The organism is Asticcacaulis taihuensis (assembly GCF_900100255.1).
Classification (GTDB): Bacteria; Pseudomonadota; Alphaproteobacteria; order Caulobacterales; family Caulobacteraceae; genus Asticcacaulis; species Asticcacaulis taihuensis.
This window is the reverse complement of record NZ_FMTS01000005.1, coordinates 237,214-252,192: the sequence shown is the minus strand read 5'-3', so window position 1 is coordinate 252,192 and position 14,979 is coordinate 237,214. Positions and strand designations below refer to the sequence as shown.

General features: G+C 62.4%; 11 protein-coding genes. 7 read left to right on the top strand and 4 right to left on the bottom strand.

What is annotated here, in order from left to right; genetic code table 11:
• Positions 1-8: 8 nt before the first annotated feature.
• Positions 9-3,554: an EAL domain-containing protein gene (locus BLO49_RS13525; protein ID WP_245679035.1), complete on the bottom strand. Its 3,546-nt coding sequence runs from the start codon at positions 3,552-3,554 to the stop codon at positions 9-11.
• Positions 3,555-3,703: 149 nt separating this feature from the next.
• Between BLO49_RS13525 and BLO49_RS13520 the strand changes: the two genes are divergently transcribed.
• The 5 genes from BLO49_RS13520 to BLO49_RS13500 are packed head-to-tail and all read left to right on the top strand — an operon-like array spanning position 3,704 to position 8,599.
• On the top strand, positions 3,704-4,951 hold the full coding sequence (locus BLO49_RS13520; RefSeq protein WP_090649620.1) for a pilus assembly protein TadG-related protein: 1,248 nt from the start codon (positions 3,704-3,706) through the stop codon (positions 4,949-4,951).
• Complete coding sequence (locus BLO49_RS13515) at positions 4,948-5,595, top strand: response regulator (protein WP_090649618.1); 648 nt, start codon at positions 4,948-4,950, stop codon at positions 5,593-5,595. The genes BLO49_RS13520 and BLO49_RS13515 overlap by 4 nt, the downstream gene beginning before the upstream one ends.
• Before the next feature lie 31 nt (positions 5,596-5,626).
• A complete protein-coding gene (locus BLO49_RS13510) occupies positions 5,627-6,115 on the top strand; it encodes an MOSC domain-containing protein (RefSeq protein ID WP_090649617.1) in 489 nt (162 codons plus the stop codon).
• Positions 6,116-6,164: 49 nt separating this feature from the next.
• Entirely contained in the window at positions 6,165-7,568 is a 1,404-nt protein-coding gene (locus tag BLO49_RS13505) for an APC family permease (protein ID WP_090649615.1), read from the top strand.
• Entirely contained in the window at positions 7,565-8,599 is a 1,035-nt protein-coding gene (locus BLO49_RS13500; protein WP_245679034.1) for an aromatic ring-hydroxylating oxygenase subunit alpha, read from the top strand. Before BLO49_RS13505 ends, BLO49_RS13500 begins: the two co-directional genes overlap by 4 nt.
• On the opposite strand, the gene BLO49_RS13495 is transcribed toward BLO49_RS13500, so the two are convergent.
• The 3 genes from BLO49_RS13495 to BLO49_RS13485 are packed head-to-tail and all read right to left on the bottom strand — an operon-like array spanning position 8,600 to position 13,035.
• The gene (locus BLO49_RS13495; RefSeq protein ID WP_090649612.1) at positions 8,600-11,047 is read right to left on the bottom strand and encodes an ABC transporter permease; all 2,448 of its coding nucleotides are present in this window, start codon (positions 11,045-11,047) and stop codon (positions 8,600-8,602) included.
• A 12-nt stretch (positions 11,048-11,059) separates the two neighbouring features.
• Positions 11,060-11,749 (bottom strand): ABC transporter ATP-binding protein, encoded by a 690-nt coding sequence (locus BLO49_RS13490; RefSeq protein ID WP_090649610.1) that lies wholly within the window; start codon positions 11,747-11,749, stop codon positions 11,060-11,062.
• Positions 11,746-13,035 (bottom strand): efflux RND transporter periplasmic adaptor subunit, encoded by a 1,290-nt coding sequence (locus BLO49_RS13485; RefSeq protein ID WP_090649609.1) that lies wholly within the window; start codon positions 13,033-13,035, stop codon positions 11,746-11,748. Before BLO49_RS13485 ends, BLO49_RS13490 begins: the two co-directional genes overlap by 4 nt.
• A 117-nt stretch (positions 13,036-13,152) precedes the next feature.
• Here BLO49_RS13485 and BLO49_RS13480 point away from each other — a divergent pair, with 117 nt between their 5' ends.
• On the top strand, positions 13,153-13,710 hold the full coding sequence (locus BLO49_RS13480) for a response regulator transcription factor (RefSeq protein WP_090649607.1): 558 nt from the start codon (positions 13,153-13,155) through the stop codon (positions 13,708-13,710).
• The gene (locus tag BLO49_RS13475; RefSeq protein ID WP_090649606.1) at positions 13,700-14,944 is read left to right on the top strand and encodes a sensor histidine kinase; all 1,245 of its coding nucleotides are present in this window, start codon (positions 13,700-13,702) and stop codon (positions 14,942-14,944) included. Before BLO49_RS13480 ends, BLO49_RS13475 begins: the two co-directional genes overlap by 11 nt.
• Positions 14,945-14,979 lie beyond the last annotated feature (35 nt).

The following is a 14,979-nucleotide window of genomic DNA, read 5'->3' as shown; positions in this document are numbered from 1 at the left end:
TAAAAACGTCAGGCGCGTTTCAGTATGGGCGACGTACTGATCAGCCGTCCGAACGCCTCCGCCGGCATGGCCTTGCCGAACAGGTAGCCCTGCATGGTGTGGACACCCGCCGCCTTCAGGTGGCTGTGCTGGCTGATGGTCTCGATCCCTTCGGCCGTGACCCGCATACCGAAAGCGCGACCAATGCCGGTGACCGCCTGGATAATCGCCAGGGCCTCCAGCGCCGCGCGCGGTTCGCCATCCAGTGCCATGACGAATTCCCTATCGATCTTGATCTTGTCGAACGGGAAACGATGCAGGGCCGTCAGAGAGGAATAGCCGACGCCGAAATCATCGAGCGCCAGCTTGATGCCGAGGCTGCGCAGGTCATTGAACAATTGCCGCACGCGATCGGGGTCACCGAGGAAGGCGGTTTCGGTCACTTCCAGCACCAGGCGCTTCGGATCGAAACCGGTCTCATCGAGCAGGGCACGGACGCCGGCCACGAAGCCCGGCTTGTCCAGTTCGATCGGCGATACATTGATCGCCACCGGAATATTCCAGTCGGCCGTGGTTTCCAGCACGCGGCGACGGGCGAAAGTGCCGAGCCGCGTGATCAGGCCCGAACGCTCGGCCACGGGAATAAACACCGCCGGACCGATGGGCGCACGATCACCGCGGCGCCAGCGCATCAGGGCCTCAGCGCTGACGATCGCCTCGCCGGTGCGGTCATAGATCGGCTGATATTCCATCTCGAATGCGCCCGCCTCGATATCGGCCTCGATCTCGCGGACCAGAGCAACCTCCGGATCAACCGTCACGGCCACCGCCGGCGTGGCCTTTTTCTTTTTGGGCTTGGCTGCGGTTTTTGGGTTTTCCGGTGCTGTCGGCTCGTCGCCGATCATCTGCTCCAGTCCGGCGAGCGTGCGTTCCACCCAGGTCGCCGCCATGGCGATCTCGTCGGAGGCGATGGCCCGGTGCTCGACCCGAATGGCGCGTTCGATACCCGCCGCCACGCCGGCAACGGTTTTGGCGCCGATATTGAGGCTCATCGATTTCAGCGCGTGGGCCGCGCGCGCCAGGCGGTCATCGTCGCCCTCGGCGTGGGCGGCCAGCAGGGTAGTGGCCGCTTCCGGCGCATGGCTGCGATAAAGCCCGACGACGCGGCGGACGAAATCACCCCGGCCATTGTGCAGCCCTTCGACCAGTCCGGTGATTACCGCCTTGTCGAACAGATCGCCATCAACTTCCGGCAGGACCGGCGCCGGCACCTCGATTTCGGCCACGCGCGGCAGGGCGGCGGTGCGCAGGTCTTCCCGCAGGTGTGTGCGCAGTATGGCGGCCATGTCGCGCAGCGTGAAGGGCTTGTGCAGCACATCGTCCATGCCGGCCTCCTTCCACGCCTGGGCGGCATGGCCAACCACATGGGCCGTCAGGGCGACAATCGGCAGGCGCTGCCCCTCCGCTTCCAGAGTTCTCCATTGCCGGGTAGCCTCGAAGCCATCCATCACCGGCATGGAGCCATCCATCAGCACCAGGTCGAAATCCTGCACCTGCATCTTTTCCAGAGCATCGGCGCCATCGACCGCCACGGCGGCGGCAATACCGAACCGCGCCAGCGCCTCGATGGCGACCTCACGGTTGACCTCGCCATCATCGACCACCAGCACCCGCGCCTGCGGGTAGGCGGCATCGACGCCTTCGGGATCGGCATCGGTATCATAAAGCACGAAATCGCCACCATCGCGCAGGCGTTCGATCAGCGTGTCGATATCGCGGTGGCGCAGGGGCCGCGAAAGCACGGCGGCGGCGCGGCCATCGCGCACCCACTGTTCGGCATCGGCATCATCAGGATAGGCCAGCAGAACCAGGGCTTCCGGTTTGACATCCAGGTGATCGCGGCTTGCGGCATCCGCCAGGACCAGACGCGGCCTGTCCGGACCGAAGCGGATATTCGCCTCTTTCAGCCGCTCGGCCAGGACTTCGTTTTCGACATCGCCGTGAATGTGGAGATTGACGACCGGCCGCACTAGGTCATGGATCACCGGCGGGGCGCAAGGTGGCGCATAGTCCAGCGCCGGCATCCGCACATGGAATTGCGTGCCTTTTCCCTGTTCGCTGGTAACGGCGATGGCGCCGCCCATGGCCTCGACCAGACGCTTGGAAATGCTCAGGCCCAGGCCAGTACCGCCGAAACGCCGCGTCGTCGTCTGGTCTTCCTGAGTGAAGGCGGAGAAGATGGCGCCCAGCTTGTCACGCGCAATACCGATACCGGTATCCCTGACCACCAGGCGCCAGAAGCCGGGTTTCTTATCCGGTTCGATCGACACCAGCACATGGCCTTTTTCGGTAAATTTCAGGGCATTTGAAACAAGATTCGACACCACCTGCCCCAGCCGGACCGGGTCGGCCGGCGCCAGGCGCGGTGCTTCGGGATGCGCATGGGCCACCAGTTCGATGCCTTTTTCGCGCGCCTTCGCCTGGAACAGGGCCAGGGTGTCATCGACGCAATCAAGGATATCGACCTCACAGATCTCGACCTCCAGCTTGCCGGCCTCGATCTTGGAAAAATCGAGGATATCGTTGATCACAGCCAGAAGCGACCGGCCAGATTTGGCGATGGTACGGGCATGGCGTTTGGCACGTGCCGGCAGGCTTTCGGCGGCCAGAAGTTCGGCCATGACCATGACCCCGTTCATCGGCGTGCGGATTTCGTGACTCATGGTGGCGAGGAAATCCGACTTGGCGGCATTGGCGGAAAGGGCCTCGTCGCGCGCCTTCAGATAGTCGGCCGTGCGGTCCTCGACCTCCTGCTCCAACCCGATCAGATGGGCTTCCAGTTTTTTGTCGCGCACCCGTATGGCGTCTATCATGGTGTTGAAGCCGGTGACCAGAACGCCCAGCTCATCCCGGCTTTTGGTCTCGACCCGGCGGCTAAAATCGCCCTGTTGGGTGATCGCCTCGATGGCGCCGGTCAGATCGGTCAGGGGCCGGATCATCGCCCTTTGCAGGCGGCGCGCCACGAAAAGCGCCAGCCCCAGGGCTATGGCCGCCAGTCCGAAAATGCCCGCCAGCGCCTGCAAAAGGGTGCGGGCAAAATCCTCCGATTTGTGGACCACGACCACCTGACCGATCTGGTGGCCGCTACTCATCACCGGGGCATGAACCTCGATGGTGCGGGTCGAGACCAGGGCCATGATATCGGGATGGCGGTTCTCGGCATCGAGCGTGACATCGCTTTTCAGGCGGGCGCCGGCCCCCATTTCAGCCAGGGCCGAGCCATCATGCGCCTCGACGCGGGCATAGGTGATGCCGGGCGTGCGTGTGACGGCGCGCAGGGCGGTATAGGCGCGGCTGCGGTCACTGACAGCGACCGCATCTTCCGCGCTGGAAGCCAGGACATCGGCCGCAGTCTTCATCACCGACCAGCGGGATTCGGCCTGGCGCGTGGATTCGCGGGCGACAAACAGACCGGCAACTGGCAGGGTTGAAAACAGAACCGATCCAATAACCAGCCAGTTTAAGCGTGTGGAAATAGAGGATTTACTGCGACTGTTTTGGATATCTGCCGGCATTGCGCGTTTATTCACCCTCTATACATAAAACGAAATGAGCTTAAGCGCGCACAACCTTTGCGATAGTCTTGTCTACATTGCGTCGTAAACCAAGTCTAATAAGCAAATCTTAAAATCTCACTGCCATGGTTTAGACTAAGGACAAATCCATGGGCCGGCTGAGACTTCAAACCTATCTGACCTGGGCCTGCCGGCAAATCGGCGGCAATGTCAGCGTGATCGCGGCGCTTTCCGCCGTGCCTGTCATACTGGCCGTGACCGGCGTTCTCGAAATCACCGACATGACCAGCGCGCGTTCAGGCCTTCAGGCCGCCGCCGATGCCGGGGCCCTGGCCGGCGCGGGGCAGCTTGCGGTCGCCACGGTCGGTTCCGCCCAGGTCACACAGACAGCCATAACCGTTGCTCAACAATCAATCGAAACAAGTGGCACCGGCGGCAAGACGACAACGCCCACCTTCACCGCAACGGTAGATAAGCGCGCCGGTTCGGTGACGGTCACCGGAACCGCCGAACACAAACCGCTGATCGGTTTCATGAACTTCGGCGATCAAGCCCTGGCCGCCACCGCCACGGCTGAAAACGTGCAGCGCGTGCCTCTGTGCATCCTGCAAACGGCAAAAGCCGGCGGCATCCAGGTGCAGGGCTCCGCACGCATTCGCGCCACCGGCTGCGCCGTTCATGCCAATGCCGATATCAGGGTGGCCAGCAGCGCACTGATCCAGGCCGAGGCCGCCCAGGCGGTGGGCTCCGTGTCCGGCCCGGTGGAGCCCACCGGCCATTCCGGCGCCCTGCCCATAGATGATCCGTTTGCCGCCATGGACCTGGGCAGCAAGACGCCGTGCAACCTGCTCAAAGGCCCCCTGCTCCCCATACAGCTCGGCTCCGGCACGATGAGCCTGCCGCCCGGCCTGCACTGCCTGCCGATCACTGTCATCGGCAATGGAACGCTCTTTTTGCAGCCCGGCGATCACTATTTCCTGGCGCCGCTGATCATGACCGACAATTCGACACTGCGCGGAGACGATGTGTCGCTGGTCTTCGGCGTTGGCAATGTGTTCAACTTCTCGAAAAACGCCACGGTTCGCCTGACGGCGCGCAAGAGCGGCCCCAATGCCGGCTTCCTGATCGCCACCTCGCGTGACAATCTTGGCACGTTCAGCATCGCCTCAGGCAATGTCAGCCAGTTGCTCGGCACCATCTATATTCCCAACGCCCATCTGGTTGTCGATACGCCGGGCAATGTGGCGCAGGATTCCGCCTGGAGCGTCATCGTCGCCAAGACCCTGACCTTGCGGCAAAATCCGGTCCTGACCATCAACAGCAACTATACCGGTTCGGGGGTGCCCGTACCCGAAGGCGTAGGCCCGATGAAATCCGCACCCAAATTATCCTCATGACCCATTTTGTTGAATTTGAATCTGCCCGCGTTCTGGTGGCCGACGATGATCCCATCCTGCGTGAATTCGCCATGGTTCACCTGGCAACGCCAACAGTCGAGGTCGAGGTGGCGGAAGATGGCCTGGTGGCGCTCGAACGGCTGAACCAGGGCGGCATCGATATTGCCCTGGTCGATCTCGACATGCCGCGCCTGGATGGTTTCGAACTGATCGAACGCATCCGTTGGGACGAGCAATTGAAGCACCTGCCGATCGTGGTGGTGACCGGCCGCGAGGACATGGTGGCGGTCGATCGCGCCTTTGCTCTGGGCGCTACGTCCTTCGTCGTCAAGCCGCTGAACTGGCGGTTGCTGTCGCACCAACTGGCCTATGTGCTGCGCAATGCCCGCGCCGAAGGACAGGTGCGCGGACAACTGGAGGCCCTGAAAAAGGTCAATGAACTCAAGGACCGAATCCTGCGCCTGTCACGCCAGAAGATCACCGGCCCGCTGAACGATATCCTGGAATCGGCGCAGGTCATCGAAACACACAGCGCCCTGCCGCAGATCAGCGAAAGCCTGAACCGGATCGCGGCGGCCTCAATGGCCCTGACGCGCGTCCACGCCGATATGGGCGAGGCGGAAAAACTAACGCCCAATCATTGATACTATACCGGAGGCGGGATAGTCTGATGTCATGCTCAATCCGAAATCACCGCTGGCCGAACTGCTGAACGCACGGATGCGGCCGGGCGTGGTCGATTGGATGGGCGTGCGTCCCATCAGGCGCGGGCCGGTCAGCGTGGTCGACAGCGTGGTTCTGGATACGCAGGCCGGCGTGATCGGCGATCATTACAGCAACCCGAAACGCGGCACGCGCCACGTCACGCTGATCCAGAGCGAAGATATCGCCGCCATAGCCAGCTACCTCGATCAAAAGGTGACGCCCGAACAACTCCGCCGCAATATCGTCATTCGCGGCCTTAACCTGCTGGCCCTGAAGGACAAGCGCTTCCGGCTGGGCGAAGCCCTGCTGGAAATGACCGGTGAATGCCATCCCTGTTCGCGCATGGAGGAAACCTTCGGCACTGGCGGTTACAATGCCGTGCGCGGCCACGGCGGCATAACGGCGCGGGTGCTGAAAAGCGGCTTGGTCAGATTGGGCGATCATCTGACGGTGGCTTGACGATTATCCGTTACCGGCGCAATCATCCTTAAGGCGCGGGGACGGCATCATGACAACGGCGAAAAAAACGGGTCTCCTCGGCATTACCCTCTATGCCGCCGCGATGAATTTCAGCATCCGCTGGCTGGCCACGGGCGCAGCGACCGGACCGGTGGCCCTGCCGATCTGGATCGCCGCCGCCATCCTGTTTCTCATTCCGCTGCTGACGGCCACTTTGGAGCTTTCCGCGCGCTTTCCCGAAGAGGGCGCCATCTATGCCTGGACGCGCGAGACGCAAGGCCCCTTCGCCGGCTTCCTGTGCGGCTGGTTATACTGGGCGTGCAACCTGCCCTATTTCGCCAGCCTGCTGTTCTTCATCGTCAATCTGTTCGGACGGTCCCTGGTCGCCACTGGCTGGGGCGCTCCGCTGGGCTTGATATTCGCGCAGCCGTCGGGCGCTTTCGCCGCCACGTCCCTGCTGGTCATCCTCGTGGCGCTGATGCACGCGCGAGGCTTCGGTGTCGGCAAATGGCTGCCAGTGATCGGCGCCGCCATGTCGATTTCGCTGCTTGTCTTTATCATCGCCACCGGATTTTACCTGAGCGGCCGCGATGGTTCCGCCACCGACTTCGCCGCTGCCAGCTACCTGCCGCCGCTCAATGCCAATGGCGCCATCCTGTGGTCGAGCATGTTGTTCGCCTATGCCGGCGTCGAGGGCGTGGCCCTGATGCGCAATGAGGTGAAGGGCGGCGTCAAAACGGTCGTGCGGGCGCTGGGCCTGCTGGCCATATTGCAGACCCTGGGCTATGCCATCGGCACCGGTGCCATGCTGATGATCGTGCCGCAGAGCCTGGCCTCGCGGCTGGGCGGCCTGCCCGAGGCGATTGGCGCAGCGCTGGACAAACTGCATCTGGCGGCGGCGCAACCCGCCTTTCTGCTGATCATCGGCTTATCCCTGCTGGGCGGCTTGAGCGCCTGGTTCGGCGCGGCGGCGCGCCTGCCCTTCGCCGTCGGCGTCGACCGGATGCTGCCCCCGGCGGTGGGCCGCCTCGATCCGAGGACTGGCGCGCCGGTCGTCGCCATCTGGATACAGGCATTGCTGACCATCGCCGTACTGGCCCTGAGCGCCCTGGGCTCGACCGTGGCCGGCGCCTATGATTTCGTCGTCGCCATGGGCGTCATCACCTTCATGATCCCCTATCTGTGGATGTTCGCCGCCTACTGGATTGTGCAGAAACGCAATGACGGCAGGCTGGATTTTCGCACGCCGGGCGGCAAGCCTTGGGCACTCTTTCTGGCGCTTCTGGGCACCGTCATGGTGCTGAGCGCTATTGCGGGCAGCCTGGTGCCGAGTCCGGAAGAACCGCACCCGCTGATGGCTTTCCTGAAACTGCTGGGGGCCTCCACGGTGATGATCACTGTCGGCGCCCTGATTTATGGCGCGCACATATTGCGCACAAAAGGACAAAAATGATGGACACCGCCGACAGCCCCGCGAAAACCAGCTCGCCTGTTACGGCCCCGGCAAAATGGTATGTCGATCCGGCATTCTGGCCGATCGAGCGCCAGCGGGTCTTTGCCGATCACTGGCAGTTCCTGACACATGAAAGCGCCCTGGCCAAGCCGTGTGACTGGCGGGCGGATATCCTTGCCGGCTATCCCGTGGTCATCGTGCGTGGCGATGACGGGACTTTACGCGCCTTTCACAATGTCTGCCGCCACCGCGCCGGACCGCTGACGCGCGAAGAGTCAGGCACCTGTGACGGCTATCTTACCTGCCAGTATCATGGCTGGCGCTATACGCTGGACGGCCGCCTGCGCGCCGCTCGTGACTTCGGCGCGGCCTCCGATTTCGACCCGCGCGAATACGGTCTCTATCCGATCAAGCTGCAAGTCTGGCGCGGTTTGGTGTTTGCCGGCATCGGTGAAAACCTGCCCGATTTTCAGGCCCAAATGGCGCCGCTCGATGCGCGGCTGAAGGATACCGACTGGTCGAACCTGAAGGTGGGCTTGCGCCGCACCCACCTGCTCGATTGCAACTGGAAGACCTATGTGGAGAACTATCTCGAAGGCTATCATGTGCCGGCCATGCACCCTTCGTTAGATGCGGAGATCATCTCGGAACAGTACAAGGTGACGGTGGAAGGCCACGCGGTGCTGCACGACGCCCCACCGAAATCAGGCGCGGTCTATGACGGCCTGTGGGGCTGGGTGTGGCCCAATATCGGCATCAATGTCTATAATCGCGGCCTGATGATCGAGCGTATGTCGCCAGTGGGGCATAAGCAGACCCAACTCGATTATCTCTACCTGACGCCCGACGGCGAACCGGTGCCGGATGCCACTATCGCCATGTCCGATCAGGTGACGGCCGAAGACAAATGGATCGCCGAGAAGGTGCAGCAAAACCTTGACGCCGGCGTCTACGACACCGGCCGTCTCTCGCCGAAGCATGAGACGGCCGTTGCGGCATTCCAGAATTGGGTCGCGCCGCTGATCGACTGATCACTCGTGACGCAGCGCCTTTCCTGGTTCGGTGCGGGCGGCACCGAAGGCCACGCCCGCCACCGTCACCAGGGCGATCAGCAGCGCCACCACTGATGCCACCGGGAAGATCCACAGCGGCATGGCGATGGCGTCATCGAACTGCATCAGCCAGCGTTGCAGGGCCAGCCAGCCCAGCGGCCAGGCGATCAGGCTGGCCAGGGCCACCGGCAGCAGGAACTGCACCAGCAGCAAGCCGACCACCTGTCCGGCCGAGGCCCCCAGTACCTTGCGTACGCCGATTTCGCGCACGCGCCGTCCGGTATTGAAGGCCGCCATGCCGTAGAGGCCGATACAGCCGATGAGGGCGGCGATCCCGGCACCGATGGTGAACAGGTGCGTGCGGTCGCGTTCGGGCTTGTAATAGGTGTCGAGATTGTCGGCCGCACTCGTGACGTCGAACGGCACGTCCGGCGCGATCTGACGCCACAGCTTGCGGAGTTGCTCGCGCATCTTCGGCTCGGACAGGCCCTGATAGCGCACCATGCCGACGACCGCATAAGAGGCGTGAACATCGAACAGGTAAAGCTTCGGCGGGATAGGCTGGTTCGGATTGTAGAAGCGCATGTCCTCAACGACACCGATGATGCGCACCTGATGGTCATTGAACCTGGCGGGCTGGTTCAGCGCAGCCTGCGGCGAAGCGAAGCCCATGTCTTTCGCGGCACGGCGGCTGATGACGACGCTGTAGACACGGCTTTTGTCTCCCGCGCCGTCGTCGGCCCACTTCTGGTCCTCGCCACGCTGCGCGTCGAAAACGCGACCAACCAGAACCTTTGCGCCAAGCAGTTGGAAGTAATCCTCACCGACAATCGACCAGTTCACCGTTGGCGACAGGGTCGGGCTATCGACCTGACCGGGGCGGACGATATTCGAGCTGTTGCTTGTGCTTTGGTCACCGGGAATCGCATTGGCTATGGCAGCGTGGCTGACGCCGGGCAAGGTGCGGGCAGCGGCGATAAAGCTTTCGCGCTGCGCCTGGCTGACGGCATTGTCGCGTATCGACTGAACGATCATCAGGTTGTCACGCTGGAAGCCGATGTCTGCATTCTGGATATGCTGAATTTGCAGCATGAAGCCCATGATCAGGACAAAGGCCACGGCCACGGCGGCGAACTGCACCATGGCCAGGCCGACGCGCAAAAATCCCGCCATGCGGCCGCCCCCCGGCGTGCGGCTGGACGCCAGGACCTGCGCCGGTTTGAACGCCGCCAGGGCAAAGGCCGGATAAAGGGCTGCCAACAGGCCTGCCGCCAGCACAATACCCAGCACGCTCAAAAGCCAAGTGATATCTGTCTGGTAATCGAGCTTGAGGAACAGGCCGCCGGCGCTGTTGATGAGCGGCAGGCTCAGTTCGACGAGCGACAGCGCCACCAAAAAAGCCAGAAGCATGGTCAACAGAGCTTCGACAAGGAATTGTAGCCGCAGGGTGGCGGGCGGCGCGCCCAGTGTCTTGCGCACGGCCACCTCGCGTGCCCGCAGGCCCGCCCGCGCCGTCGCCAGGTTGACATAGTTGATCAGGGCCAGAACCAGGGCGACGATACCGACCACACCCAGCGAGATAATGGCCGCTTTCAGCTTTGGATCGATCAGATGTTTGTCGGCCCATGGCACCAGAACCAGTTCGAGGATCTTGTGCGGCGTGACATCGGTGCCGAATTTCTGGCCAATCTGACGGTCGGTGAAGGCCGGCAATTGTCGTGCAAAGGCACTGGCGTCCGCCGGAGTTTTAAACCTGAAATAGGCTTCCAGTTGGCCTGAGCCCCAATTATGCCAGGTATAGGGCTCCATCGCCGTGCGTTGCGGCGTCAGCAGGCGCAGCATGTCCAGCTTGGTGTCGGTATTTTTCGGCAGGTCGGCGATGATGGCGCTGACCGTGTAGGTCTTCAGCCCCTCCTCGTCATTCAGGGTCATGATGCGCCCGACGGCGTTGACCGTGCCGAAATATTTACGCGCCATACTGACACTCAGCACCACTTTCGACGGATCGGCCAGCGCCGTCGCCGCGTCGCCATAGAGCATGGGCACGCCGAAAAAAGTCAGGAAGTTTCCGTCAACCAGTTCGATCTGCTCGTTATAGACTTCGGCGCCCTTGTGGACGATCACCGGATTGCTCCAGTCGCGGGTGCTCTCGATCTGCGGATAGGCCGTTTTGATTTCTTCGGTTAGGCCGCCCATGGCGCTCATGAAAACATCCTCGGTCATGCCGGGGAAATGATAGCGCGTACCCATTTCGTAGATATGCGGCCGTTCCGGACTCCAGTTTTCGTAACTGGTTTCAAAGCGGTAAAACAGGCTGAGCGTGATGAAGACGGCGATGCCGAAGCTCAGGCCCAGCAGGTTGAGCAGGGCATAGAGCGGATGGCGGATAAACGATCGGAAAAAGGCGGTGAAGGCGGAGCGCAGCATTACAACACCTTCCTAAAGAACTTGGGCCACAGAGGCGACCAGTTGGCCGTCGAGGATATCGACCTGGCGGCTGGCCTGATCAGCATGGCTTTGCGAGTGAGTGACCATGATGATGGTGGCGCCTGCCTTGTTCAGACTCTTCAAAATCTCCATCACCTGCGCGCCGTTTTCGGTATCGAGATTGCCCGTCGGCTCATCGGCTAGGATCAGGTCAGGCTGGCCCACAATGGCGCGGGCAATGGCGGCGCGCTGCTGCTGGCCGCCGGAAAGCTGGTGCGGAAAGTGGCGGGCACGGTGGGCGATGCCGACCTTGTCCATGGCGCCTTCGATCGCCTGACGGCGGCCGCCCTTGATGCCGCCACGATAGAGCAGGCCCAGTTCGATATTTTCGTAGATGGTCAGGTCATCGACCAAGTTGAAGCTCTGGAAGATGAAGCCCAGGTGGCGGGCGCGGTGCTTCGCCAGGTTTTTCTCGCTCATCTTCGCCAGGTCGGCACCATCAAAGAGATACGCGCCGGCGGTCGGGCGGTCGATGGTGCCGAGGATATTCAGCAGGGTCGATTTCCCGCAGCCCGAAGGCCCCATGATGGCGACGAATTCGCCACGTTTGATATGCAGCGAGATATTATGCAGCGCCGTGGTCTCGACCTCGTCCGAGCGATAGAGGCGGGTGATATTCTGGAGTTCGATCAGGTTGGTCATTTGGCGCTCTTGGTAAGACGAAGGTGTTGGGCCTTGATGAGATTCTGGGTGCCGCCGGTGACGACGCGGTCACCGGGTTTGAGGCCGGAAAGAATTTCGACATATTCCGGATTGCGGCGGCCAACAGTGACGGCACGGCGGCTGGCCTTGTCACCGCTGCTGTTCAGGACGAAAATCGACGCGCCGCCGGTGTCATTCAGCCAGGAGCCGGAGGGCGCCAGAAGCGCCATTTCGGTGGCGCCGAGCGACAGGCGGACATCGACGGTTTCGCCGCGCTTGAGGTCGGCGGGCATCCGGTCGAATTCGAGTTCGACGGTGATCCGGCCATTATTGACCTGCGGAAAGACCTTGCTGATATGCACGGGGGTCTCCTGGCCATGCACACTGGTCGTGGCCTTCAGCCCCACCGACAGGCGGCTGAGATAGAATTCATCGACCTCTGCCTTCAGTTTGTAAGTGCCTTCGGAATCGACCTCACCCAGCGGATCGCCAATCTTCACGGCCTGGCCGGGCTTCAGATTGAAATCGGTCAGGCGGCCGGCCACCGGCGCCGTGAGATTGAGCGCGTTCAGTCCGCGGCGGACCTCATCGCGGCTCTGACGCAGGTCACTGGCGCTGGCGAGAATCTGCTGGCGCTGGCTGATATAGAATTGCGATTGCTGCGCCTGCTGGCTTTTCAGGCCCGCGAGGCGCTGCTTCTGGTAGGCGACTTCATCGACATAGGTCTGGACAGCGGCATCGTTATAGACGCCATGCTCGCGCAGCATCTGGCGCTTGGACAACTCTTCCTCGGCCCTGTGCAGGGCATAGGCGACATCGGCCACGGCCTGCTCATTCGCCTGCTGCTGGGTCTGCAGGTTCATCAACTGGTTATTGGTATCGCTGAGGCGGGCGGAGATATCGGCCTCGCGTGACGAGACCTGAAGCGTCAGGTCCGGATTGCCCAGCATGGCCAGCGGCTGGCCAGGCGTGACCATGATGCCGTCCGATGCCGCGACGCTGATCACCCGGCCACTGGTCTCGGCGGTGATGTAGGTGATATCCAGCGGCTCGACGGCGGCGCGCAGGGCGACATAGTCCTGAAAGGCGGCGCGGGTGACCTCGCCCGTATCGAGGCTGTCGGCGGCGACCGTGACGGTATTGGACGGTGGCAACAGGGCGAAAGCGCCTAGGGTAACCACTACCACCATACCGGCGGCCAGGCCGATCTGGAACGGGCGGCGCCGCCACCACGTTTTGGCGATGATGCGGTCGGCGCGGGCGGATTTAACAGGTGTATCGGGCATGGTAAGAAGCTAACACAGGTTTTTCAATAGGCATAAACCACTATTTTTATTTGACTTTTCAGCATTTTTCACCCCATACTCCCGAAATTGCCCGCCGCAAAGTGTCCGATTCCGAACATGATCAAGCCGCCTCTGACCGCCCTGTTTCTCGATGACGACGCCGATGTTCTCGATGCGGCGGAGCTGGTTTTGTTGCGCCACGGCTTCACCCTGGTCAAGGCGCAGACCCCCGAAGAGGCGCGTGAAAAACTGGCGGTGACGCCGGTCGATATCCTGCTGCTCGACCTCAACTACAGGCGCGGCGATACCTCCGGCGAGGCGGGCCTGAAATTCCTCGCCGAACAGATGGCGCTGACCCCCGCCCTGCCCGTAGTCGTCGTAACCGGCCATTCCGGCATGACCATCGCCATCCAGGCCATGCGCATGGGGGCGCAGGATTTCGTCGTCAAACCGTGGAACAATGACCGCTTCATTGCCTCGATCCGGGCCGCGCTGGAAGCACCGCGCGTTGTCGCCGCGCCGCCGCCCCCGCAGGACCTGAACCTGGAACGCTCCGAGAAGGAACTGATCCGCGAAGCCCTCAACCGCCATCAGTTCAATATCTCGCAGGCGGCGAAGGATCTGGGCGTGACGCGGGCGGCGCTTTACCGGCGGATGGAAAAGCATGGTCTTTAAACGCGCCATACCGCCGGTTGTCTGGCCCCTGACAGCACAGGCAGGCGTCTTCGTTCTGGGCGCCTTCGGGTGGCTGGCCCTGACGCGCGGCCTTTATGCCAGCGCGCTGGTCTGCGGACTGGGAGCCATAACCCTCGCCTGGCTCGGCCTCAGTCACAGCGCGCTTGTCCTCGGCCGCGATCTGCTGAAACGCACCCAGCCGGGTGCCATCTTCACCGCTGAACTCAGCCGCCGGCGTCTGCAGGTATTGCTCGACCAGACGCCTTCCCCGCTCCTGCTGCAACCGGATAACGGCCAGTTGATCGCCGTCAACCGGGCGGCGCGCAATCTGTTCGATGTCTCCTACGCCCTGCCGGTGGCGGCGCGTCGGGCGCTTCTGGGCGATACGTCCGGAGCCGCCCCACTGGGCCTCGCCGGCATGGCGTCACAGATCAAATGGAAAGGCCAGACCTTCGCGGTTCATATCGCCGAAATGGAAGAGGCGGATCATCTGTCGCATCTCGCCGTTCTGACCGATATCTCGGCCGATGTCCGCGCCGCCGAGGCCAATGCCCTGCGCGACCTGCTGAAGGTGCTGAACCACGAACTGATGAACGCCCTGACGCCGGTGGCCTCGATGAGCAAGAGCGCACTCGATCTGCTGGGCGACGACACGCCGGAGTCTCGCGCCGCGGCTGTGAAGGCGCTGGAGCGGGTGGTGGCGCGCACGGAGGGCCTGACCGATTTCATCAACGCCTACCGCGCCCTGACGCGCCTGCCGCCGCCGGTCATCCGGTCTTGCGGCCTGAACCTTTGGCTCGAAGTGCTGTGTGAGAGTTTTGCCGCGCAATGGGGCGACAAGGGCGTCCGCTTCGAGACCGATATCGCCGATAGTGACCTGTCGCTGATGATGGACGAGGACCAGATGTGGCTGGGGGTTTCCAACCTGCTCAATAATGGGGCTCAGGCGGCGCTGGAAAAGCCAGATCCGCGCGTCCGCCTGCGGCTGAAACGCGATGGCGAGGCCGTGCTGTTCGAGATCGAGGACTCCGGCAAGGGCATTCCGGCGGAAAATGCCGACCAGGTCTTCATGCCCTTTTATTCCACCAAGGCGACCGGTACCGGCGTCGGCCTCAGCCTGGCGAAGCAGATTATCGCCGGCCACGGCAGCGCGCTTGTGCTGGCCTCGCCACAGGCACATCGTCCCGATCCGCTCGGCGGCGCCTGTTTCCATTTTCAGATCAGGATCGGCTAACTTTTTACTTTCTTCCGCACTGCGTGGTAAATTTT

Coding starts and splice junctions, on each gene's coding strand:
- BLO49_RS13525 (WP_245679035.1), bottom strand. CDS start 3,554: ATGCCGGCAGATATCCAAAACAGTCGCAGTAAATCCTCTATTTCCACA.
- BLO49_RS13520 (WP_090649620.1), top strand. CDS start 3,704: ATGGGCCGGCTGAGACTTCAAACCTATCTGACCTGGGCCTGCCGGCAA.
- BLO49_RS13500 (WP_245679034.1), top strand. CDS start 7,565: ATGATGGACACCGCCGACAGCCCCGCGAAAACCAGCTCGCCTGTTACG.
- BLO49_RS13485 (WP_090649609.1), bottom strand. CDS start 13,035: ATGCCCGATACACCTGTTAAATCCGCCCGCGCCGACCGCATCATCGCC.
- BLO49_RS13505 (WP_090649615.1), top strand. CDS start 6,165: ATGACAACGGCGAAAAAAACGGGTCTCCTCGGCATTACCCTCTATGCC.
- BLO49_RS13510 (WP_090649617.1), top strand. CDS start 5,627: ATGCTCAATCCGAAATCACCGCTGGCCGAACTGCTGAACGCACGGATG.
- BLO49_RS13515 (WP_090649618.1), top strand. CDS start 4,948: ATGACCCATTTTGTTGAATTTGAATCTGCCCGCGTTCTGGTGGCCGAC.
- BLO49_RS13490 (WP_090649610.1), bottom strand. CDS start 11,749: ATGACCAACCTGATCGAACTCCAGAATATCACCCGCCTCTATCGCTCG.
- BLO49_RS13480 (WP_090649607.1), top strand. CDS start 13,153: ATGATCAAGCCGCCTCTGACCGCCCTGTTTCTCGATGACGACGCCGAT.
- BLO49_RS13475 (WP_090649606.1), top strand. CDS start 13,700: ATGGTCTTTAAACGCGCCATACCGCCGGTTGTCTGGCCCCTGACAGCA.
- BLO49_RS13495 (WP_090649612.1), bottom strand. CDS start 11,047: ATGCTGCGCTCCGCCTTCACCGCCTTTTTCCGATCGTTTATCCGCCAT.